The sequence below is a fragment of the Streptomyces sp. NPDC047043 genome (assembly GCF_040644055.1).
Lineage (GTDB): Bacteria > Actinomycetota > Actinomycetes > Streptomycetales > Streptomycetaceae > Streptomyces.
Window position 1 is genome coordinate 231,144 of record NZ_JBEYVO010000001.1, and the last position, 20,757, is coordinate 251,900.

General features: G+C 69.1%; 22 protein-coding genes. 8 read left to right on the plus strand and 14 right to left on the minus strand.

The window, feature by feature from the left end:
• Positions 1-5: 5 nt before the first annotated feature.
• The 8 genes from ABZ880_RS01085 to ABZ880_RS01120 form a co-directional block, all read right to left on the minus strand.
• Positions 6-1,127: a HoxN/HupN/NixA family nickel/cobalt transporter gene (locus ABZ880_RS01085; protein WP_361254770.1), complete on the minus strand. Its 1,122-nt coding sequence runs from the start codon at positions 1,125-1,127 to the stop codon at positions 6-8.
• 141 nt (positions 1,128-1,268) lie between these two features.
• Positions 1,269-1,928, minus strand: coding sequence for a TetR/AcrR family transcriptional regulator (locus tag ABZ880_RS01090; RefSeq protein ID WP_361254773.1), 660 nt, complete (start codon positions 1,926-1,928; stop codon positions 1,269-1,271).
• 104 nt (positions 1,929-2,032) lie between these two features.
• Positions 2,033-2,593: a hypothetical protein gene (locus ABZ880_RS01095; RefSeq protein ID WP_361254775.1), complete on the minus strand. Its 561-nt coding sequence runs from the start codon at positions 2,591-2,593 to the stop codon at positions 2,033-2,035.
• A 113-nt stretch (positions 2,594-2,706) separates the two neighbouring features.
• The gene (locus tag ABZ880_RS01100; RefSeq protein ID WP_361254778.1) at positions 2,707-3,579 is read right to left on the minus strand and encodes a F510_1955 family glycosylhydrolase; all 873 of its coding nucleotides are present in this window, start codon (positions 3,577-3,579) and stop codon (positions 2,707-2,709) included.
• Positions 3,580-3,611: 32 nt separating this feature from the next.
• Entirely contained in the window at positions 3,612-4,637 is a 1,026-nt protein-coding gene (locus ABZ880_RS01105) for an NlpC/P60 family protein (RefSeq protein WP_361254780.1), read from the minus strand.
• A gap of 152 nt (positions 4,638-4,789) precedes the next feature.
• Positions 4,790-5,695: a M56 family metallopeptidase gene (locus ABZ880_RS01110; protein WP_361254783.1), complete on the minus strand. Its 906-nt coding sequence runs from the start codon at positions 5,693-5,695 to the stop codon at positions 4,790-4,792.
• Positions 5,692-6,060 carry a BlaI/MecI/CopY family transcriptional regulator gene (locus ABZ880_RS01115; RefSeq protein WP_361254786.1) on the minus strand — a complete coding sequence of 123 codons (369 nt, stop codon included), beginning with the start codon at positions 6,058-6,060 and terminating at the stop codon, positions 5,692-5,694. Before ABZ880_RS01115 ends, ABZ880_RS01110 begins: the two co-directional genes overlap by 4 nt.
• 95 nt (positions 6,061-6,155) lie before the next feature.
• Entirely contained in the window at positions 6,156-6,377 is a 222-nt protein-coding gene (locus tag ABZ880_RS01120; RefSeq protein ID WP_361254789.1) for a heavy-metal-associated domain-containing protein, read from the minus strand.
• A 109-nt stretch (positions 6,378-6,486) separates the two neighbouring features.
• Here ABZ880_RS01120 and ABZ880_RS01125 point away from each other — a divergent pair, with 109 nt between their 5' ends.
• The gene (locus tag ABZ880_RS01125) at positions 6,487-6,900 is read left to right on the plus strand and encodes a DUF6153 family protein (protein ID WP_361254792.1); all 414 of its coding nucleotides are present in this window, start codon (positions 6,487-6,489) and stop codon (positions 6,898-6,900) included.
• A gap of 88 nt (positions 6,901-6,988) precedes the next feature.
• A complete protein-coding gene (locus ABZ880_RS01130; protein ID WP_361254795.1) occupies positions 6,989-7,639 on the plus strand; it encodes a DUF305 domain-containing protein in 651 nt (216 codons plus the stop codon).
• 63 nt (positions 7,640-7,702) lie between these two features.
• Here the strand turns inward: ABZ880_RS01130 and ABZ880_RS01135 are convergent, their stop codons facing one another.
• The 4 genes from ABZ880_RS01135 to ABZ880_RS01150 form a co-directional block, all read right to left on the minus strand.
• Complete coding sequence (locus tag ABZ880_RS01135) at positions 7,703-8,956, minus strand: MFS transporter (protein ID WP_361254797.1); 1,254 nt, start codon at positions 8,954-8,956, stop codon at positions 7,703-7,705.
• On the minus strand, positions 8,953-10,098 hold the full coding sequence (locus ABZ880_RS01140; protein WP_361254800.1) for a PLP-dependent cysteine synthase family protein: 1,146 nt from the start codon (positions 10,096-10,098) through the stop codon (positions 8,953-8,955). Before ABZ880_RS01140 ends, ABZ880_RS01135 begins: the two co-directional genes overlap by 4 nt.
• Before the next feature lie 118 nt (positions 10,099-10,216).
• Complete coding sequence (locus tag ABZ880_RS01145) at positions 10,217-10,534, minus strand: hypothetical protein (RefSeq protein WP_361254802.1); 318 nt, start codon at positions 10,532-10,534, stop codon at positions 10,217-10,219.
• A gap of 984 nt (positions 10,535-11,518) precedes the next feature.
• Positions 11,519-12,289 (minus strand): SDR family NAD(P)-dependent oxidoreductase, encoded by a 771-nt coding sequence (locus ABZ880_RS01150; RefSeq protein WP_361254804.1) that lies wholly within the window; start codon positions 12,287-12,289, stop codon positions 11,519-11,521.
• Positions 12,290-12,929: 640 nt separating this feature from the next.
• Between ABZ880_RS01150 and ABZ880_RS01155 the strand changes: the two genes are divergently transcribed.
• The 5 genes from ABZ880_RS01155 (at position 12,930) to ABZ880_RS01175 (ending at position 18,041) form a co-directional block, all read left to right on the plus strand.
• A complete protein-coding gene (locus ABZ880_RS01155; protein ID WP_361254807.1) occupies positions 12,930-13,691 on the plus strand; it encodes a DeoR/GlpR family DNA-binding transcription regulator in 762 nt (253 codons plus the stop codon).
• 82 nt (positions 13,692-13,773) lie between these two features.
• The gene (locus ABZ880_RS01160) at positions 13,774-15,132 is read left to right on the plus strand and encodes a sugar ABC transporter substrate-binding protein (protein ID WP_361254810.1); all 1,359 of its coding nucleotides are present in this window, start codon (positions 13,774-13,776) and stop codon (positions 15,130-15,132) included.
• A 79-nt stretch (positions 15,133-15,211) separates the two neighbouring features.
• A complete protein-coding gene (locus tag ABZ880_RS01165; RefSeq protein ID WP_361254813.1) occupies positions 15,212-16,171 on the plus strand; it encodes a sugar ABC transporter permease in 960 nt (319 codons plus the stop codon).
• Positions 16,172-16,263: 92 nt separating this feature from the next.
• Positions 16,264-17,055: a carbohydrate ABC transporter permease gene (locus ABZ880_RS01170; protein ID WP_361255837.1), complete on the plus strand. Its 792-nt coding sequence runs from the start codon at positions 16,264-16,266 to the stop codon at positions 17,053-17,055.
• On the plus strand, positions 17,052-18,041 hold the full coding sequence (locus ABZ880_RS01175) for a zinc-dependent alcohol dehydrogenase family protein (RefSeq protein ID WP_361254816.1): 990 nt from the start codon (positions 17,052-17,054) through the stop codon (positions 18,039-18,041). The genes ABZ880_RS01170 and ABZ880_RS01175 overlap by 4 nt, the downstream gene beginning before the upstream one ends.
• A gap of 152 nt (positions 18,042-18,193) precedes the next feature.
• Here ABZ880_RS01175 and ABZ880_RS01180 read toward each other — a convergent pair whose 3' ends face one another.
• Positions 18,194-18,874 carry a hypothetical protein gene (locus tag ABZ880_RS01180; RefSeq protein ID WP_361254818.1) on the minus strand — a complete coding sequence of 227 codons (681 nt, stop codon included), beginning with the start codon at positions 18,872-18,874 and terminating at the stop codon, positions 18,194-18,196.
• A 64-nt stretch (positions 18,875-18,938) separates the two neighbouring features.
• On the opposite strand from ABZ880_RS01180, the gene ABZ880_RS01185 reads away from it, so the two are divergent.
• Positions 18,939-19,430 carry a CGNR zinc finger domain-containing protein gene (locus tag ABZ880_RS01185; RefSeq protein ID WP_361254821.1) on the plus strand — a complete coding sequence of 164 codons (492 nt, stop codon included), beginning with the start codon at positions 18,939-18,941 and terminating at the stop codon, positions 19,428-19,430.
• Positions 19,431-19,793: 363 nt separating this feature from the next.
• Here the strand turns inward: ABZ880_RS01185 and ABZ880_RS01190 are convergent, their stop codons facing one another.
• A complete protein-coding gene (locus ABZ880_RS01190) occupies positions 19,794-20,720 on the minus strand; it encodes an NADP-dependent oxidoreductase (protein ID WP_361254824.1) in 927 nt (308 codons plus the stop codon).
• Positions 20,721-20,757 lie beyond the last annotated feature (37 nt).

Sequence of the window (20,757 nt, forward strand, 5' to 3'; positions counted from 1 at the left end):
GCTGCTCAGTCCTCCGCCGGCGCGAGCGTCCACTTCTCCTCGATCCGGCCGTAGCGCCAGATCAGCAGTGCGGCCGCCCAGGTGACGACGAAGAGGGCCACGACGGCGTATCCCACGGTGTTGAGGTCGATGCCGGCGACCCAGTCCCAGAAGACGCCGTGGAGGGAGAGCTTCTCCCCGGCGATCGACAGGAGTTCGACCGTGCCGATGATGAGGGCGGCGGCGACCGACAGGCCGGTGATGGTGATGTTGTAGAAGACCTTGCGGACCGGGTTGGAGAACGCCCAGGAGTACGCGAAGTTCATGAACGAGCCGTCGATCGTGTCGAGCAGGCTCATGCCGGCTGCGAACAGCACCGGCAGACACAGGATCGCGTACCAGGGGATGCCGGCCCCGGCTGCACCGGCCGCGAGGAACAGCAGCGAGACCTCGGTGGCGGTGTCGAAGCCGAGGCCGAAGAGGAAGCCCAGCGGGTACATGTGCCAGGGCTTGCCGACGGCACGCGTGGCCCGGCCGAGGATCCGGGTCATCACACCGCCCCCGGCGGCCAGGTGCGCCTCCAGGTCCGACTCGGTGTGGGTGCCCGAACGCATCCGGCGGAAGACCTTGAGGATGCCGATCAGCGCCACGAGGTTGAAGGCGGCGATGACGTACAGAAAGACGCCGGAGACCGAGGTGCCGATGAAGCCGAGCGTCGCGTGCAGGCCGGAGCCGTCGTCCTGGACGGGTCCGGCGAGCGAGCGCACGCCGAGCGCGAAGAGCAGGGCCAGCAGGAAGACGACGCTCGAGTGGCCGAGGGAGAAGAAGAAGCCGACGGAGAGCGGTCGCTGCCCGTCCGAGATCAGTTTGCGGGTCGTGTTGTCGATCGCGGCGATGTGGTCGGCGTCGAAGGCGTGCCGCATCCCCAGCACGTACGCCGTGACTCCGAGCCCGATGCCGAACGCTCCCTGTCCGCCGCCCAGTTCGAAGTGCTGGGGGACGACGATGAGGAGCAACGTGCCCCAGCCGATGACGTGCAGGGCGAGGATCGCGGCGGCAAGTCCGCCGGCCCGGGCCCATTCGCGCGGGGTGAGTGCTCCGCGGACACGCCGGAGGAGACCCGGCTGGGGCTGGGGCGCAACGGTCATGACGGTGTCCTTGATTCCTGGTGGTGCGTGACGGCGTGGTCCATCCTGCATGGCATTCGATGCCCAGATGCAAAAGGATTGCAATAACTACGACGGTCCGCCGCTGGAACAGTGCGGAGCTGCGCAGATACCCGGGGAAGCTCAGTGCCCGGAGTGCTGTGTGCCGTGGCCGTGAGGGTGGGAGTGTCCGCGTCGGCTCGTGGGCTTGGGATCGTCCGCTGCGGGGCTCCCGGCGCGGAGGCCGGACAGGGTGACCGCGACGAGGCGGTCGGCGGCCGCGTCGGAAGGCAGGGTGGCAGCCGCCGAGAGGGCGTGGAGGCAGTACGTCGCGAGCTCGTCCGGTGCGACATCCTCCCGGAAGTCGCCGGCCCGCACGCCTGCGGCCAGAAGGTCCCGGATCATGCCGTGAAGCTGCTGCTCGGCGTGGGCGACCCGCTCGTCCCGGTGCAGGAAGGCCGCGAATTCGGTGCCGTGGTGCCCGCGGGACTGACGTGAGATGTGAGCGAACGCCCTGAGAACCGCTTCGAGTTGTTCGCCGGCTCCGTCGACCTGGTCCCGGACCTCCGCGAGCTGTCCCAGATGTTCGGTGATCCGGCCGTCGTGCCAGGCGAGCAGGATCGAATCGACGTCCGGGAAGTACTTGTACAGCGTGGCCCGGCCGATGCCGACCTGCTCGGCGATCTGCGACATGGTCACCGACCGCACTCCGCGCTCGGCGGCCAGTTCCGCCGTCGTGGTCAGGATCGCGTCGCGCACCGTACGCCGGTGCTCTTCGATCGTCTCGGTCCACAGCTTCGGCACCCCGTCAGTGTACGTGGTGGCACTGTCGATACACCCCGTTCAGCTCCGTAACGCCGTGTCCCGGAAACCGGGCAGTCGTGCAGCCACCGCAGGAAGCCCGCTGGTCAGCTCGTCATGGTGGACTTCCTGCCGGACGGAGTGACGGCATACCACGCCTTGTCCTTGCCCTGGCCGTTCATCTGTCCGGCCTTCGTGTCTCCCATGTACCGGTACAGCGGCCAGCCGCCGAGGGTGGCCTGCTTCATGCCGTCCCGATGGACCGTGCCGACAAGATTCTTCTCGACCCCCATGACCTGTACGGAGTCCTGCACCATGACGGGCATCCACGTCTTCGTGCACTCCCCCGCACATGTCCACTTGGACGGCGTCGGCTGGTCCTTGTCGTAGCGGTAGAGGGTCATCCCCTTGTCGTCGGTCACCATGCTGCCCATGCCCTGGACGGTCTTGGCCATCAGCATGGTGGTCGTGGCCATGTGCCCAGTGCCGGAGTCACCGCTGCCGGCCGGTGCGGAGGTCGCTGATGGCGAGGGGCCCGTGGCGACCGGAGCGGTGCTGCCAGGGCTCGTACCGGTGGCGTTCTGATCCGTCGAGCTGCCGCACGCCCCCAGGAGGAGCGCCGCGGCGAGCCCTGCGGCCGAAAGGAGGGCGATGCGTTGCTGGATCACGAAGGTTCCCTTCACCGGGGCGTTCTACTTACTCCCTTAGTACGTCGGGCAACTCCCGCCCGCTCAGCCACCGGTGTCACATGGCGAAGCCTTGACCGACGGCGGCGGAGAACTCAGGAAGCGAGCGGTGCCAGTTCGGTGAAGGTCCTGCCGCCGTCGCGCGACTCGTACACGCCTGTCGTCGTCGCGGCGAGGATGAGGTCGGCGTCGATGGCGGTCAGCGCCCGGGGCTGTCCGCCGGGCACGGTCGTGAGCTGCCGCCAGGTCGCGCCGCCGTCCGGACTCGTACTCAGCTTTCCGGAGGTGTCGATGCCGAACAGGGACTTCTGTGCGGGCCAGGACACGAACGCCTGGACCGGCCCGGCGCTCCTGCGGAAGGTGCGGCCGCCATCGGTGCTCGTCGCCACGCCATCGGCCGTGGTCGCCAGCAGTTTGTCGCCCGAGGGGCTGACCGCCAGGTCCAGGGCCTCCAGCGTCGCCCTGTCGTCCCACTCCTCGAGGTCGGCGCTGACCCGGATCCGGCCACCCTCATACCCGTAGAACGTGCCCTTCGCGAAGTCCAGGGAGTGGAAGTCGGCCTCCCCCGACAGCGATCGGGACGTCCAGACGTGGCCGGCGTTCCTGGTCTGAATCAGGCCGAGATTTCCGGGCCGGCCGCTGCCTTCGGCCCCATGTCCGCCGGCGATGAAGGTCTTCTCGCCGGTAACCGTGAAGCCCATGAAGTCGTCCCGACGGTCGCCGACGATCTTCGGCTTCCGCCCCTTGGCGGCCGTGTACAGGCCGTCGTGGGTCGCGACGTACACGCGCCCGTCCGCCGGGTCGACGCCCAGGCCATGTACGTGGGAGAGAACAGACGCCGAGATTGGCGCCGCCGATTCCTCCCCGGCGCCGGAGGACCCGTCACTCCCGCAGGCTGCGAGAACCACGCAGGCGAGCGCGGTCACCGCGACCGTGAACTGGGCGCGGGCGGTCGGGCGTGCAGGCACGGAAGTTCCTCAGGTGGTGCGGGTGTTGGCGCTCAGGGCCTGGTGGCGGCGTAGAACGGCATGTAGCTGACCTGGGTGATCTCGATGTTCTTGCCCGTGCGCGGGGCGTGGATGGCCTTGCCGTCGCCGATGTAAATGCCGTTGTGCTGGCTGTCGTTGTACCAGTAGATGATGTCGCCGGGTTCCAGGTCGGCCTGGGAGACCTTGCGGCCGGCGTCGTACATCTGTTTGACGGTACGGGGCAGTGAGACACCGGCCGAGCGCCATGCCGCGCCCACCAGGCCCGAGCAGTCGTAGGAGCTGGGGCCGGTCGAACCCCACTCGTAGGGCTTGCCGAGCTGGGCGTAGGCGAACTCGATGGCCGTCTTCGCGCGACCGCTGGCCGGACCGTTGTAGCCGGCGGGTGCGTCGCTGGTGCCGGACGCGGCGTCCTCGCGCTCCTGGGCGGCTGCCATCTTGGCTCGCTGCTCGGCGGTGAGGCTGTTGAGGAGTTTGCGGGCCTTGGTCAGTTTGCCCTGGACCTCATCCTTCTTCTTCGCAGCCGCGGTGCGCGCTTCGTTCAGGTCCTTCAACTGCTTTGCGGCGTCCGCGCGTTCCTGGGCGAGTTCGCGCTGCTTGCTCTGCAGTGCCCGCAGTGCGGCGGCCTGCCGGTCTCCGGTACGGCCGAGCGCCTCTGCCTTGTCGAGGTAGTCGTCCGGGTCGCTGGACAGGAAGAGCTGCACGCTCGGGTCGATGGCCCCGCTGCGGTACTGCTCGGCAGCCAACGGGCCCATCTTCTCGCGGAGTTCGTTGAACTCCTGCTGCTTGCGGGCCAGGCGGTCCTGCGCGCCGTCCACCTCACGCTGCAATTTCTGCTGCTTCTCGAGGATGCCGTTGTACTCCTCGGTGGGAGCCTCGGCCTCCTCGTAGAGCTTGTCGACCTGCTTGCGCACCTCGTCGACGGTCGGCTTCGGGGCAGCCTCGCTCTGCGTCGGGATGAGGCTCACCGCGCCGGCTGCGACGCCGAGGGTGGCTATCCGGGCGCGGCTGGGTGGCTTCGGCCGACGGTGCGTTCCCATCGTGAGGTGACTCCTCTGCGCGTCTGTGTACCGAGGGACGGGATGCGGCCGTCGGGTGCCGCGGCGTCGGCTGCAAGTGCGTTAGAACTTAGTAGCTTAGTAGCTCGGGTTGCAACCGGGTCCGGAGTGACAGCGGCCTCACCTGCTGTCGGTCAACCGAGTGGGCAGGTGACCAGCAGCGGCAGCAGAGGGACCGCCACGGTGGCCGCGGCCACACACCCCCGGAGAGCGGGGTGAGTGGCCTCGCGCGGGCCGAGGATCCGCTTCATGCGGATCAGGACGGTGTGCCCGCCCGCCGCGAAGCCGCCCGCCGGCGTGCGGGCGGTGGCCATCTCGTACATGGCCGTGGCCAGCGCCTCGCCGGAGTGGCGGAGCAGGGCCCGGTCGTCGGCGACCATCTCCAACAGCAGCGCCGTCTGTTCCCGCGCGTGGTGGGCCAGGGGCAGCCGGCGGAACACCGACTGGAATGCCTCCGCGGCGGCCAGGGCCAGATGGTGGCGCCCTGCGATGTGGCTCTGCTCGTGCTCCAGTACGGCGCCGATCTGTTCCGGCGTGAATTCCCGTACGGCCGCGTCGCTGATCACGATGCGGGCGTGACGGCCGGGCAGGCAGTAGGCGGCGGGGATGCCGTACGGCAGGACCGTGGCGGACAGGCCGGCGGAGTGGCGGCCCACCAGGTCCACGGCCTCGCGGTGCCGTGCCCGCGCCCGGCGGGCTCGTGCGACGTGGAAGGCGAAGCTCGAGACCAGAGCGATGGCGATGGCGGCGGGCAGGGCGACGGCAAGCCGAGGCGCTGCGCCGAGATCGAACTCGCCCGCGCTGACGTGCATTCCGCACGAGTGCAGCAGGCCCATGAGCCCCGCGTGCAGGTGCTCGGTGGGCATGGCCACGTTGTAGGCGGCGAGCGCGGCACCGATCGCAAAGGAGGCCATCAGGGTGTGCCACACGGCCGCCGCGAGGACGGGGGCCCGGTACGGCCAGCTTGCGCGGAGGAGCAGGCGTGGCGCGACGAAGCCCACGATCGCCGTGTAACTGAGCAGCGCGGGAGCCGCGTTCACGGCTTCGCCTGTCGTCCCACGGTTCGCAGGGCCTTGCGCAGGGCGGCCACCTCTTCCTCGGACATTCTCTCGACGAAGTGGACCAGCGCGGCGGGACGGTCCTTGCTCTCCCCCAGACCGTCCTCCATCAGCGCGGCCGCGTACGCTTCGCGGCTGCGGACCGGGGAGTACAGCCAGGCGCGGCCGTGTTTGCCGCGCAGCAGCCAGCCCTTGTTGTAGAGGATGTTGGTCACGGTCATCACCGTGGTGTAGGCGACGGGACGGGTTTTGTTGATGTCGTCGACGACCTCGCGCACCGTCGCCGGACGGTTCCATGTCCAGAAGCGGTCCATGATCTCCGCCTCGAGGTCCCCCAGCCGTCGCATGGCCCCGACTTCCTTTCGCCACCGAATGCGCAAGCGAGTACGCAGGGCCATAGTAGACGGCTGATCCGCGCCGCTTCGGGGGCGTAAGGGCGGGGTCACAGCCGCCCGGCGAGTTCGTATCCCGCCTCCTCGATCGCCTCGCGCACCCGGGTGTCGTCGAGCGGGGTGGCGGATGTCACGGCGACGCGGCCGGTTGCGATGTCGACCTGCACGTCGACGACGGTTTCGAGTGCGGAGACCTCCTGCTTCACGGCGTTCTCGCAGTGGCTGCATGTCATGCCGGACACGCTGTATTCGGTCGTCAGTACCCCGGACACGGTTCCTCCCCGCAGAGCCTGATATACCCTGGGTGGGTATCGCAATCCGTGTCTACTCCGGTGACGCTCGGGACGCAAGGGGCAGATGATCCGTGCTTACGATGGGGCCGTGACAGGCCCCGGCCAGCCCACTCGACCGCAGTTGGCGCTGCGGTCCTCGGTGCTGCTCGTGTGCACTCTTCTGCTGGGACTGCTCGGCATGCACGGCCTCGGGCCCATGCCGGGCCACGCGGCTCACTCCGGGCACCACCGGATGGCGGCAACCGCGCACACGGATGTCAGAGTCTCGATGCCGGGCGAATGCGATCACGGTGAGGGCGGCTGCAGTAGCCACGTCGACCATGCGGACGCAACCTGCGCCTCCGCGTCAGTCGCCGGGACTCCCGTCGTGGTGCCGGTGCTGCTGCCCGACGTGGTGTCGTGCGCCGAGCAGCCGCACGCAGGCACCTCTCCCTTCGGCAGCGGCCCTGACGGCGGCCGCGCCCCGCCGTCACTCTCCGAACTCCAGCTCCTGCGGATCTAGAACGGCCCGCACGTCACCGCACGCCCTGACAGAGGCGGCGCCGTGCTCCGGCATGCCCTTCAGCAGATCCGAACGCAGGAGCTCAACCATGACTGCACACCGCAGGCTCATCCGTCGTACCGCCCTGGCCGTCACCGCCGGTGCGGCCGCCCTCGTGCTCGCCGCCTGTGGCAGCGACAACGACAGCGGCGGCCACGACATGGGGTCGATGAACTCCGACTCCAGCCCGTCCGCAACCGCCTCGGCCAAGGCCGGCGCCCACAACGACGCGGACGTCTCCTTCTCCAAGGAGATGATCCAGCACCACCGTCAGGCCGTAGACATGGCCGAGCTGGCCGCCGACCGCGCCTCCTCCCAGGAGGTCAAGGACCTCGCCACGAAGATCAAGGGAGCGCAGGACCCGGAGATCAAGACGATGTCCGGCTGGCTCACCTCGTGGGGCGAGGAAGTCCCCGAGGACATGTCGTCCTCCATGCCGGGGATGGACCACGACATGTCGTCCTCCATGCCCGGCATGATGAGCAGCGAGGACATGAGCGAGCTGGAGAAGGCCTCTGGCACCGGGTTCGACAAGATGTTCCTCGAGATGATGGTCAAGCACCACGAGGGCGCCGTCACGATGGCCAAGACCGAGAAGTCCGGCGGCAAGTATGCTCCCGCGACAAAGCTCGCGGACGACGTGATCACGGCCCAGACCGCGGAGATCAAGCAGATGAACAAGATGCTCGGCAACAGCTGACGCATCACCGGAGGAGGCGTGGCCGTCGGCGTACGCCATCGGCCACGCTTCCCTCCCGCGGCGTCAGACGGGAGCCAGCCGCTCCGTCTCCCGCGCGACCAGCCATCCGCTGCGTGCGAGCCCGGCGACGGAGGCGGCGCTCGCGAACCCGGTCGCGGCCAGGATCCACCAGGTCAGCCGGAAGGCGTCATGTTGTTCGGCAAAGTCCCACAGAGCGCCGATGGCGAGGTTGCCGAGGGTGATGCCCAGGCCGGAGACAGTGTTGTAGAGGCCGTAGTGGGTGGCGACGAGACGGTTGCCGCAGAGTGTGATCACCGTGTCCATCTCGAACGGGTAGACGATCGCGCTGCCGGCAGCGAGCAGGGTCACCGCTACCACCAGGGCGGTGACTACGGCAGCGGGGATGTCGGGCGGGGTGAGGGCGAGGGGCAGGAAGGCGAGGCCCATCGCAGTCAGCCCGCGCACCAAGGCCTGCGCCGGGCTCCAGCGTTGCTTCGCCCAGCCGGTGAGCCGGAGTTGTCCGACGACGGCGACCGCGGCCGAGACGACGAAGAGTCCGCTGGTCGCCCAAGTCCCCTTCGAACCCAGGGCCTTGGTGGCGGCCAGTGGCAGGGCCAGGTAGACCTGGAAGGTCAGGACGTAGGAGCCGATCATGGCGGTTGCGTAGAGCAGGAAGGGACGGTTTGCCGCGACCGTGCGCCACTGGGCCAGCACGTTGTCGGACGCGGAGCCGCGTGTCTCCCCCCGCCGGGCGGGCAGCGCACGCCCCTGCAGCACGGTCAGGACCGCGAAGATGGCGGCGGCGAGGGTGCAGACGAGCCGGAAGTCGGCGGCCAGCAGGGCGAGTCCGACGAGCGGGCCGAGCAGCATGCCGGCCTGGTAGTAGACGTTGAAGGTGGCAAAGGCGTCCACGCGTCGCTCTCCGGCCTCTGCGGCGAGGTAGGCGCGGACGGCCGGGTTGAACAGGGCACCGGCGAACCCCGTGGCCGCCGAGGCGGCGATCAGGGCCGGCAGGTTGTCGACCCAGCCCAGCAGGCCGAAGCCGACGGTGCGCAACAGGCAGCCGGCCATGATCGGGGCCTTGTAGCCGAAGCGATCGGCGAGGGTGCCGCCGATGAGGAACATGCCCTGCTGGGAGAAGTTGCGCACACCCAGGACGAGGCCGACCGCCCAGGCCGCCAGGCCGAGTCCGTCGGAGAGGTGGGCGGCAAGGTAGGGCATGAGCATGTAGAAGGCGAGGTTGATGGCGAACTGGTTGGCCATCAACAGCCGGGCTGCGGGCGGGAAGGAGCGGGTCTGCCGCCACAGGGCGTTCATCGGGCGGTTCCTGTGAGGACGTGCGTGCCGGCGTCGGATCGGCAGGTCGTGGCGAGGGGATCGCTGATGTGGGTGCACCGCGTCCAGCGGGTCACGGTCCGGTCGCCGGGGTGGGCGATCTCGTCCGGGTCGTCGGCGGGCAAATGACCCAGGAGGCCGTGCTCGTGGCAGTAGGCGTCGTCGAAGACGGTCCCGACATAACGTTGCGGGCCGTCGGGGAAGACGGTGACGATCCGGTTCTCGGCGGGCAGAGTGCGGGCCAGCCAGCGGGCGACGAGGGCGACGGCGCCGACGCTCCATCCTCCGGTTGCGTAGTGGTCGCGGGCCAGGCGGCGGGCGGCCCAGACCGCTTCGGGGGCGGCGATCCAGTGGACCTCGTCGAAGAGGTCGTAGGCGACGTTGCGCGGGTGGATGCTGCTGCCCAGGCCGCGCATCAAACGTGCGGTGGCGGGCTGGCCGAAGATGGTTGATCCGGTGGTGTCCACACCGACCACGCGCACGTGCGGGAAGTAGCCACGCAGGACCGAGCCGATGCCCGCGGAGTGGCCGCCGGTACCGACCGAGACGACCAGCGTGTCGATGCGGCCGAGCTGGGCGACCAATTCGTGGGCGAGCGCGGCGTACGCGGCCACGTTGTCGGGGTTGTTGTACTGATCCGGGCACCAGGTGTCGGGCCGGACGGCGAGCAGTTCTTCGACCCGGTCGCGGCGGGCCTCCTGCCAGCCCCCGGTGGGGTGCGGGGCGTCGACGACGTCGACCTCTGCACCGTACGCGGTGAGCAGACCGGTCATCAGGGCTTCCATACCGGGGTCGGTGACGACGGTGACCGGGTGACCGTACGTGGTGCCGGCGAGGGCCAGGCCGAGGCCAAGAGTGCCGGAGGTGGACTCGACAATGCGGGCGCCGGACAGTAGCTGCCCGCGTTCACGGGCGGCGCGGACCATGTGCAGGGCCGCGCGGTCCTTGATACCGCCGGGGTTGAGGCCCTCGAGCTTGGCCCAGAAGCCGCGTTCGGCAGCGGTGAAGGGCGGGCCGATCCAGAGGACGGGGGTGTCGCCGACGAGTCCGGCCGGGGTGTGCGTCGGGCACTTGGCGCCGACGAGCAGCTGGGCCGGGGATGCGTGCATGGTGGGGTGGTTCATGGCGTGCTTCTCCTGCGGCCGGTGCCGTGAGCAGCGACCGGCCTTGCGTAGGGGGAAGATGCGGAGGTGATCGGCTGCCGCGCCGCTGCCCGGGGGCGTGAGCGCAGCATGGGGACGATCAGGTCCGCCACACGCCGAGGCGGGCCCGCGCCTGCCCGGCCGAGTCCGAGCCGGGTTCGCGGGGCGATGTCTGAAGTGGTGGCCGCGCGGTCACGGACGCGGTGCCGAGGTGTTCGGCGGACAGGGCGTCGTGGACTGCGGGTACGGCCAGAACTGCATCACGCGCGCGCTGAACCGTCGGCTCGTCCGTGCCACAGCAGTGCGCTTCGTCGTCTTGCGCCGCCCCGCTCTGCTCCAGGGACGGCTCGCGGTCGGCAGGTGCGGACGCCTGCCCGGTGGCCACGGGGACGACATGGATGGCGTCTGCGTGGCCCATTCCCGCAGTGGCCGGACCGTGAGCGCATCCCAGCAGGTGCATCAGCGCGGCAAGCAGCACCATGAGCGCCGCCCCGGTCCGTGACACGGGGCGGCTGTTGCCGGGAAGCACCGCCCGAGCCGCCATAAGGGCACAATGTAATCAGTCATGTGCAAATCGCCCGGCAAGAAATTGCGGTTCGACCCGCCCGTCCAACGTCTCCTTGCAAGCCGGGAAGGGCTGGAATGCCGCAGCCTGCAGACGATCCGGACCCGGCCGCAGTCGCCCGACACCGCAATCTGAGCGATCACCGGGTCGGGTGAATCCCCCGGCCAAATGCCGCTTCGAGATGCCGCATGGTGGCAGCAGCCTGCTGGCGGTGCCGCGGCTCTGGACCGGCTGCCGCCGTGCACGGCGGTGCGGCTGCAGTCGCCCATGCCCGGCCTGTACTTCACCGGCATACAGGCGGCAGCGACCTTCGAACCTCTGTTGCGGTTCACTTACGGCACCGAGTTCGCGGCACCGCAGTTGGCGGCAGCCGTCGCACAGCGCCAGGCGATCGGGCGGTCCAGGAAGGAGTCTCCTGACTCAGCCCCAGGCAGACCTGATCGGCATCGCACGGCAACACGGCCAGGCCGTGACGGACTCCACCGAGCGGCCGCCTTCCTCCAAGGCCGGACACGGACTGCCGTCGAGGCGGGGCGAGTTCGGCCACGCGCCCAGACCAACTCCTCCCCTGTGCGCATTTCTGCAGGAGATTCTCGCTGCCCCTCGCACCAATCCGCCCGGTCATGGTCTTTCTCGAGGGGAATCCGAGGCCGCACTGTCCCGGACCGCGCGGAGGGAAAGGCAGCAGTATCTGGACTGCGCGAATAGGACGGGCCTGCCAACTCGCGTATCCGCCGCCGGCCGCCACGGCCGTATCGATCTACGGCTGGAGTACTGGTCGGCTTTCGCTGTCCGGAGACTGCTCGCCGTGATTCGCATGGGCCCCGGTTGCTCACCTCACCGGGAGGCCAAGGCCCGCAGCACCAGGGATGACAGCGATGCGGGCAGGATACGAAGCGCGCGGACCAGTGTGGCAGTGGTCCAGGGAAAGTGGGAGTTGGCCGGTTCCTTTTCCAGGGCGCGAACTACATAGCGAGCCGCGCGTTCCTGGCCGATCTGGAAGGGCTTGGGCAGTCCATCCGTGCCGACGCGTTCGGTCGCCACGAAACCGGGGTGGATCGTGGTGAACCGTATGCCTTGCGGAGCAAGCTCAACGCGCGCGGCGTCGATCAGGGTGCGCGCTGCTGCCTTCGCCGCCGAGTAGGGGCCTTGCCGTGGGATGCCCATCAGTCCAGCCAGCGAGTTGGTGTGGGCGATGAGGCCGCCCTGGGGCTGCCTCGTCATCTGTTTGATCAAGGGGATCAGGTAGTTGACCACGACGTCGTAGTTCAACGCCATGATCCGTGAGACGTCATCCGTGCTGACGTCGTCCATGGACATGTCCGGCCCCTGGCCGGCATTCAGCAGCGCGATGTCGACGGATCCGAACGCCGTGACAGCGGACGCCACCACATCGGCGGCCGCCTGCGCGTCCAGGGCGTCGGCTGCGATGTCCAAGCAGGTGCCGCCGGCGGCCCGAACGGCCTCGGCCACGCCGGCCAGTTCGGGAGCCCGCCGCGCCACCAGCACGAGCCGGTTGCCGCCCGGGGCCAGTTGGCGGGCCACCTCGGCTCCGATCCCGGACGAGGCGCCGACGATCAGAACCGTCCTGCCAGTGATCTTGCCCATCTCTTTCGCTTTCTCCCCACGCGCGGACCTGGATCAACTGTGGTTTTTACGGCGCCAGAGTAGCCACTGTGATCGGCGAGATCTCCACTCACCCGCCCCTCCTCCCGCCGGCACCTGCTGAGAGGACGCGCCCCCAAAATCACAGGACTGGTCGCCTGGTCCGTCGGGCGGCGGAAAGTCGGCGCCCCGGCCGGTGCGCATCAAGCCGGCCCGGTCCCATTCACCCCACCCAACGGCACGTCCATCACCGCGTTCGTCCGCGGCCACGATCAGCAAGGTGCCGCTGATCGTGGTCACCAGCCGCCCGCATCCGCACCTCCCCAGAGCGCAGTGCCGATGGGATTTCCGCGTCGGCTCCGCTCCGGTGTCCCTGATCCATCCGCAAAACGGGCAACAAGCGGGCGCAATTCAGTCGGCCAACAGGCACCGGCGTCCCCGCTCCCGGACCCTCCACCGCCTCAACCAGGGCCCCTCGCTCCGGAAAACGGGCATATTCGGTCACGAACCGCGCTACGACGAGCCTGGTCAGTAATGGCAATCCGCTTGTACAAATTTGGCCACCAGAGCCCGAACGGGCCGGGCTCCGGAATGCCGCCCACTCGGGCACCAATTTGCGGAGCCGTGAAACGGAGGTGTCGCCGTGGACGCCGAGGAACGAAGACGCGGAATCCTGGATACGGCACGTCGTGACGGATCCGTGGATGTCGGAAAGATCGCAGCCGAACTCGAGGTCTCCAAGGAGACCGTGAGGCGAGATCTGAACCTGCTGGAAAGGCACGGGCTGGTCCGGCGCACGCACGGCGGTGCCCATCCCGTGGAGAGCGCGGGCTTCGAGACCACGCTCGCCGTCCGCACCACCCTGCACGTCCCCGAGAAGTCCAGGATCGCGGCCGCCGCGGCCGACCTCCTGGGCGACGCCGAGACCGTCTACATCGACGAGGGCTACACCCCGCAGCTCATCGCCGCCGCCCTCCCCCGCGACCGACCGCTGACCGTGGTCACTTCCTCGCTGTCCACCGCGGGCGCCCTGGCGTCCGCCGAGAACATCCACGTGCTGCTGCTCGGCGGCCGAGTGCGCGGCGGGACACTGGCCACCGTCGACCACTGGGCCACCCGCATGCTGGCCGGCTTCGCCATCGACCTGGCGTACGTCGGCGCGAACGGCATCTCCCGCGAGTACGGACTCACCACTCCGGACCCCACGGTCGGCGCGCTCAAGGCCGAGGTCATGCGAGTCGCCGAACGCCGGATCTTCTCCGGCGTCCACACCAAATTCGGTGCCGTGAGCTTCTGCCGCTTCGCGCAGGTCACGGACTTCGAGGCCATCGTCACCGATACGGGACTGCACAGTTCCGAGGCCCGCCGCTACGCACTGCTGGGTCCCCAGGTCATCCAGGCCTGAGCCGCAGTCCTCCCCCCATACATCCCATCCCGCAAGGCCGGGGCCTGGTTCCCCATGCCCTCGAACACCCCTGGAGTCAGTCATGCGCACACGGAGAATGATCCACACCCTCGCGACGGCAACAGCCGCGGGCTCACTGCTCGTCGCCTGCAGCGGGGCAGGTGGTTCCTCGAGCTCCGGCGGCGGGGGCAAGAGCATCAACGTGCTGATGGTCGGCAACCCGCAGATGGAGGACATCGCGAAGCTGACCAAGAGCACCTTCACCAAGGACACCGGCATCAAGGTGCACTTCACGGTGCTGCCGGAGAACGAGCTGCGCGACAAGGTCACCCAGGACATCGCCACCCAGGCCGGCCAGTACGACGTCGCCACCATCGGCGCCTACGAGGTACCGATCTGGACCAAGAACGGCTGGCTGCACGAACTGGGCTCCTACGCCGACAAGGACACGAGCTTCGACAAGGCCGACCTTCTCAAGCCGATCGTCACCTCCCTCTCCGGCTCCGACGGCAAGCTCTACGCCCTGCCGTTCTACGGCGAGTCGTCCTTCCTCATGTACAACAAGGACGTCATGAAGGCGAAGGGCGTCACGGTGCCCGAGCACCCGACCTGGCAGCAGATCGCCGACATCGCGGCCAAGGTCGACGGCGCCGAGCCGGGCATGCGCGGCATCTGCCTGCGCGGACTTGCCGGTTGGGGTGAACTCGGGGCGCCGCTGACCACCATGGTCAACACCTTCGGCGGCACCTGGTTCACCAAGGACTGGAAGGCCGAGGTCAACAGCCCCGCCTTCAAGAAGGCGACCAACTTCTACGTCGACCTGGTCAAGAAGCACGGCGAGGCGGGAGCGGCCCAGTCCGGCTTCACCGAGTGCCTCAACGCCATGAGTCAGAAGAAGGTCGCCATGTGGTACGACGCGACCAGCGCCGCCGGATCCCTGGAGGACCCGAACTCCAGCAAGATCGCCGGCCACGTCGGGTACGCCTACGCTCCCACCGTCGCCACCAAGAGCAGTGGCTGGCTGTGGAGTTGGGCCTGGGCGATGCCCAAGACCACCAAGAACGCCGACGCCGCCTCCAAGTTCATGCTGTGGGCCTCCAGCAAGAAGTACGAGCAGCTCGTGGGCGAGAAGCTCGGCTGGGCGCGTGTCCCGTCGGGGAAGCGGGCCAGCACCTACGCCATTCCGCAGTACCAGAAGGCCGCCGGATCCTTCGGTGACATCACGCTGAAGTCGATCGAGGGCGCCGACCCGGCCAACCCGGGCGTCCAGCCGAGGCCGACCGTCGGTGTGCAGTACGTGGCCATTCCGGAGTTCCAGGACCTGGGCACCAAGGTCACCCAGGAGATCTCCGCCGCCATCGCCGGCAAGACCAGCGTGGACAAGGCACTGAACGACGGCCAGAAGCTCGCCGAGGACGTCGCCAAGAACTACCAGAAGTGACCTTCATTGCCTGGCCGGCGTGCGCGCCGGCCGGGCACCGCTTCCCCCACCCCGGCCGTCACCGGCAGAGGAACCATCCATGACCACACTCACCGCACCGCCCCAGACCGCACCACCGCCCAGCCGCCCGCGCACCTCGACCGGCGCCGGCAACTGGAAGCGCCGGATCCCGCTGCTGCCTGCGCTGATCTTCACGATCGTCGTCACCCAGCTGCCCTTCGTGGCAACGCTCGTCATCTCCACCCTGCAGTGGAACATCCTCAAGCCGGGCGAGCGGCACTTCGTCGGCCTGGCCAACTTCAAGTTCGTCTTCACCGACGAACGCCTGCGCAACGCGGTCCTCAACACCGTCGTCCTCACCGCCTCCGTCGTCATCATCAGCGTCGTCCTCGGGTTGGGCCTGGCGATGCTGCTGGATCGCCGCTTCGTCGGCCGCGGCCTGGCCCGCACCCTGCTCATCGCCCCGTTCCTGGTCATGCCGGTGGCGGCCGCCCTGCTGTGGAAGCACGCCATCTACAACCCCGACTACGGCCTGCTCAACGGCACCCTCAACGCCCTCTACCGCCTCTTCGGCGCCGCCAACGGCCCCACCATCGACTGGGTGTCGTCGTATCCGATGCCCGCGGTCGTGGTGTCCCTGGTGTGGCAGTGGACCCCGTTCATGATGCTGATCCTGCTCGCCGGACTGCAGGCCCAGCCCGGCGACGTCCTGGAGGCCGCCCGCATGGACGGCGCCACCGCCCTGCAGACCTTCCGCCACATCACCCTGCCCCACCTGCGCCAGTACATCGAACTCGGCGTCCTGCTCGGCACCATCTACGTCGTCCAGACCTTCGACGCCGTCTACACCATCACCCAGGGCGGCCCCGGCTCCCAGACCACCAACCTCCCCTACGAGATCTACCTGACCATGTTCCGCAAATACGAATACGGCCAGGCAGCCGCCGCCGGAGTCGTCGTCGTCCTCGGATCCATCGTCATCGCCACCTTCGCCCTGCGCACCATCGCATCCCTGTTCCGCGAGGAGGTCTCCCGATGACCGCTCACGCGGCAACAGCCGTGCCCGGCAGCAGACTCAAGAGGCTCATCCGGCGCCGCGACGACCACGGCGGTGCTCCGAAGCTGTCGCCGATGTGGACCTTCGTGGCCTGGCTCGCCACGCTCGCCTTCTTCGCTCCGGTGGCCTGGATGGTCCTCACCTCCTTCCACCAGGAGGCCGACGCCGCCACCAACCCGCCGAGCCTCTTCGCACCCGTCACCTTCGACCAGTACAAGCTGCTCTTCAGCCGGGACATCACGCCCTTCCTGCTCAACTCGACGATGGCGAGCGTCATTTCGACCCTGCTGGTGCTCGCCCTGGCGGTGCCGACCGCTTATGCGCTGTCCATCAAGCCGGTCAAGAAGTGGACGGACGTGATGTTCTTCTTCCTGTCCACCAAGTTCCTGCCCGCCATCGCCGCCCTGCTGCCGGTCTACCTGATCGTCAAGGACGCCGGGATGCTGGACAACGTCTGGACCCTGATCGTCCTCTACACCGCCATGAACCTCCCCATCGCGGTGTGGATGATGCGCTCCTTCCTCGCCGAGGTCCCCAAAGAAATCCTCGAAGCAGCCGAGGTCGACGGCGCCAACCTCCTCACCGTCCTGTGGCGCGTCGTCGCCCCCGTCGCCATGCCCGGACTCGCCGCCACCTCACTGATCTGCTTCATCTTCAGCTGGAACGAGTTCATGTTCGCCGTCAACCTCACCGCCACCAACGCCTCCACCGCACCCGTCTTCCTGGTCGGCTTCATCACCAGCGAAGGCCTCTTCCTCGCCCGGCTCTGCGCCGCCGCCACGTTGGTGTCCCTGCCGGTGCTCATCGCCGGCTTCGCCGCCCAGGACAAACTGGTCCGCGGCCTGTCCCTAGGAGCAGTCAAGTGAAAGCCGTCGTCATCGAAGCCCCCGGCAAGGTCACGGTCACCACGGTGCCCGACCCCACTCCCGGGCCGCGCGAGGTCGTGGTCGACGTGGCGGCCTGCGGGCTGTGCGGGACCGATCTGCACATCCTCCAGGGCGAGTTCGCGCCGACCCTGCCGGTCGTGCCGGGCCACGAGTTCGCCGGGGAGGTCGTCGGCCTCGGCAGCGAGGTCACCGAACTCGCGCTCGGCGACCGGGTCGCCGTCGACCCCTCGCTGTACTGCAACGAGTGCCGCTACTGCAGAGCCGGCCGCAACAACCTCTGCGACCGCTGGCAGGCGATCGGCGTGACCCGCGCCGGCGGCGCCGCCGAGTACGCCGTGGCACCCGTCGCCAACTGCGTACGGCTGCCCGAGCACGTGGACGTCCAGGACGCGGCCCTGATCGAGCCACTGTCCTGCGCCGTACGCGGCTACGACGTGCTCAACAGCAGGCTCGGCTCGCATGTGCTGATCTACGGCAGCGGGACGATGGGCCTGATGATGCTGGAGCTCGCCAAGCGCACCGGTGCCGCCTCGGTGGACGTCGTCGACATCAATCCGGAACGGCTGGCCACGGCCGAGAAGCTGGGCTGTTCCCAAGCGGCCCTCTCCGCCGATGAGTTGGGGCGACCGGCCGGGTGGGACGTGGTGGTCGACGCGACCGGCAACGCCGCCGCCATCCAGGACGGGCTGGATCGGGTCGCCAAGGTCGGCACCTTCCTGCAGTTCGGTGTCTCCGACTACGCGACCACGGCCACCATCTCGCCGTACCGGATCTACAACCAGGAGATCACCATCACCGGCTCCATGGCGGTCCTGCACAGCTACGAGCGGGCGGCGGAACTGTTCGCCACCGGGGTACTCGATCCCCAGGTCTTCATCAGCCACCGACTGCCGCTGGACCAATACCCGCAGGCACTGGAACAGTTCGCCGCCGGCCAGGGACGCAAGATCGTCGTACTGCCCTGACCTCGTACCGTTCCATCTCCTCTGCCGTCTGTGTCCGCGAACCCCCGCGACGGCCTCGGCATCGGCTTCAGCGATCGAGGACGGTCCATGGCCGAGGCCCGGGGCGGCCGGCCCCGGCGCGCACTTTGATCGCGGCCGGGACGCTCGGCGGATCAGTCCTCCGACAGGAGCCAGCCGATGCGCAGTTCCTCCGCACCCGCGCGGAACGTCCGCATGAGCTCGGCGCGCTCGGGGTCGTCTTCGGGGAGGCCGGCGGCGAGGAGAGCCTGCGCGGCGACCGCCTGGGGCCGGGCGCCGAGCGCGGCGCGCAGGTGGAGTGAGCGGCGCAGCATCGCGATCCGCTCGGCGGGCTCCTTGTGCGGTGCGAGGTGCCGGATGATGTAGGACTCGAAGTAGGCGTCGCCGTGCTTCGTCGCGATCTCGAGAGCTGTCTCGTAAAGCGGGAGGGCGCCGGCCGGGTCCTCGTCGATGTTGTCCAGCAGGACGGCCCAGTGGTACTCGGCCCAGGCGCGCTGCTTCTCGTCGCCGCTCTCGACCGCCGCGCGATAGCCGGCCTCGGCAACGGCGCGGTCGTCGGCGCGGGCCTCGCGCTGGAACAGCAGGCGGCTGTAGGCCAGTCGCGCCGTGAGCAGGTGCGCGGTCGGCGATGCGGGATCGAGCGCGGCGACCGCCTTCTCGGCCTCCTCATGGCCCTCGATCCGGAAGAACCAGCGGTCGACGGCGATCTCCGCGCGCAGCTCGGGATCGCCGTCCGGGCCCAGGACGGCGAGCGCGGCGTCCCACTCCCCGAGCAGCTGCAGGCGACGGGCCACGTAGGCGTCATCAGCTATCATGGCGCCTACATTAAGAAGCGGCGATGTAGGTGGTCAAGTGCAATACGGTGACTACATTGGGAACGTGACGCGGCTGGCCGTCGAGCTGGCCAATACCGGGACCCTCGACCAGCACGGCGAACTGGTCGCCGCGTTCTTCGCGGAGCACGAGGTCACTCCGCCGCCGGGCGGCGACTACGGCGAGCTGCCGGACCTCGTGCGCACGGCCCTGGCACAGTCGGTCGACGGCACCGCCCCCGAAGCCGTACACCGCCTGCTGCGGGACTATCCGCCGGAAATGCACCTGTCCGACCACGACGGCCTCGGCGGCTGGCACATCCACTTCAGCCGCAACGGCACCCCGGCCAAGCGCTGGGTCGGCCAGCTGATCGCAGCCAAGCTCGCCCTGGTCGTGGCCGGGGACCCCTCGGTGACGCTGGGGCGGTGCGCCGCGGCCGGGTGCGGAAACTACTTCGTGGACCAGTCACGGAACCGCACCCGCCGGTTCTGCTCCAACGCGTGCGCGAGCCGGACGACGGTCGCGGCTCACCGGGCCCGGGCGGCGAAAAAGTCCTAGCAGAGTCCGTTACGGAGCGCGATGACGCCGTCCACGACTCGGCTTCGTCGTCGAAGCCGCGATGGCGTAGATCCGGCCCGGGCGCCCATGCGGGCGACCGCGTCGGGCGCCCGGACCGGCCGGACCGGACGGACGGCCTGGATGACAGGTCGATCAGTTGGGTGACGTCGGGGCTTGCCATCGGTCTTGCCTCGGTCCACCAGGGAGCATCCCCGCGGCTGGTAGCTCGCGGGCTGCAATCGTGCGGACGTTGCCGTGCTCCCGCCTCGTGCCGGTCCCGCAGTCGCCGCCGGCACGATCCCGCACAGCACCTTGCGGCAAGCCGACACTCCGTCATTTCCCGTAAGCCCGCAGCTCAGTTGGTCAGGAGTCCTGAGGCCGGAGCACGATCTTGCCGTGGGTGTGGCCCCGTTCCAGCTCGCGGAACGCGTCCTGCACCCGCTCCAGCGGGTAGGTGCGGGCGATCGGCACCTCCAACTCCCCGCGCGCGGCAAGCCGGGCCAGCTCGCCGAGCACGACCGCGCACGCCGCCGCGCCTTCTCCGTAGGTCCGCGCCCCGACCCTGGCCGCGGCCTGCCAGTCGCGGATCGTGTTGATCCGCTCGGGCCGCACGCCCAACTGCACTGCCAGGTCCACGTAGCCGTCGCCGAACGTGTCGATGAACGCGTCGATGCTTCCGCCGGAGGCCTGCCGGATCCGTTCGGTGACGTCCTGGCCGTACTCGACCGGGACGACCCCGCGCTCCTTCAACCAGGCGTGGTTCCGCTCGCTCGCCAGTCCGATCACCGTGGCGCCGCGCCGCCGCGCGAGTTGCACGGCGAGAGACCCGACGCCGCCCGCCGCACCGGCCACGACGACCGTGTCACCCGGCGCGGGGTCCACCGCGAACACGGTGGCGTACGCGGTTGTACCGGCCACGTACAACGACCCGGCCACGTCCCAGGACAGCCCCTGCGGGCGCGAGACCACGTTCACGTCGTCGACCACCACGAACTCCGCCTGGCTCGCCCTGTTGTGGGTGAAGCCCAAGACCTCGTCGCCCACCGCGAAGCCGCGCACCTGCGGACCGACCTCCGCCACGACGCCGGCCAGGTCGCTGCCCTGCCCGGTGGGGAACGTCGCCGGCCAGCGGTCGTGCCGCGCGCCCTTTCGGATCATCACCTCGCCGGGCTGGATCCCGGCCGCGCGGACCTCGACCAGCACCTGCCCGGCGCCGGGCACCGGCCGCTCCACCTCCTCCACCCGCAGCACATCGATCTCGCCGTACTCGTGGAACCGCACCGCCTTCATCGCGTGATCACCGCTCTTCCCCGTTCGGATGCCTTGG

Coding starts and splice junctions, on each gene's coding strand:
- ABZ880_RS01085 (WP_361254770.1), bottom strand. CDS start 1,127: ATGACCGTTGCGCCCCAGCCCCAGCCGGGTCTCCTCCGGCGTGTCCGC.
- ABZ880_RS01105 (WP_361254780.1), bottom strand. CDS start 4,637: ATGGGAACGCACCGTCGGCCGAAGCCACCCAGCCGCGCCCGGATAGCC.
- ABZ880_RS01115 (WP_361254786.1), bottom strand. CDS start 6,060: ATGCGACGGCTGGGGGACCTCGAGGCGGAGATCATGGACCGCTTCTGG.
- ABZ880_RS01130 (WP_361254795.1), top strand. CDS start 6,989: ATGACTGCACACCGCAGGCTCATCCGTCGTACCGCCCTGGCCGTCACC.
- ABZ880_RS01135 (WP_361254797.1), bottom strand. CDS start 8,956: ATGAACGCCCTGTGGCGGCAGACCCGCTCCTTCCCGCCCGCAGCCCGG.
- ABZ880_RS01140 (WP_361254800.1), bottom strand. CDS start 10,098: ATGAACCACCCCACCATGCACGCATCCCCGGCCCAGCTGCTCGTCGGC.
- ABZ880_RS01145 (WP_361254802.1), bottom strand. CDS start 10,534: ATGGGCCACGCAGACGCCATCCATGTCGTCCCCGTGGCCACCGGGCAG.
- ABZ880_RS01150 (WP_361254804.1), bottom strand. CDS start 12,289: ATGGGCAAGATCACTGGCAGGACGGTTCTGATCGTCGGCGCCTCGTCC.
- ABZ880_RS01160 (WP_361254810.1), top strand. CDS start 13,774: ATGCGCACACGGAGAATGATCCACACCCTCGCGACGGCAACAGCCGCG.
- ABZ880_RS01165 (WP_361254813.1), top strand. CDS start 15,212: ATGACCACACTCACCGCACCGCCCCAGACCGCACCACCGCCCAGCCGC.
- ABZ880_RS01170 (WP_361255837.1), top strand. CDS start 16,264: ATGTGGACCTTCGTGGCCTGGCTCGCCACGCTCGCCTTCTTCGCTCCG.
- ABZ880_RS01180 (WP_361254818.1), bottom strand. CDS start 18,874: ATGATAGCTGATGACGCCTACGTGGCCCGTCGCCTGCAGCTGCTCGGG.
- ABZ880_RS01190 (WP_361254824.1), bottom strand. CDS start 20,720: ATGAAGGCGGTGCGGTTCCACGAGTACGGCGAGATCGATGTGCTGCGG.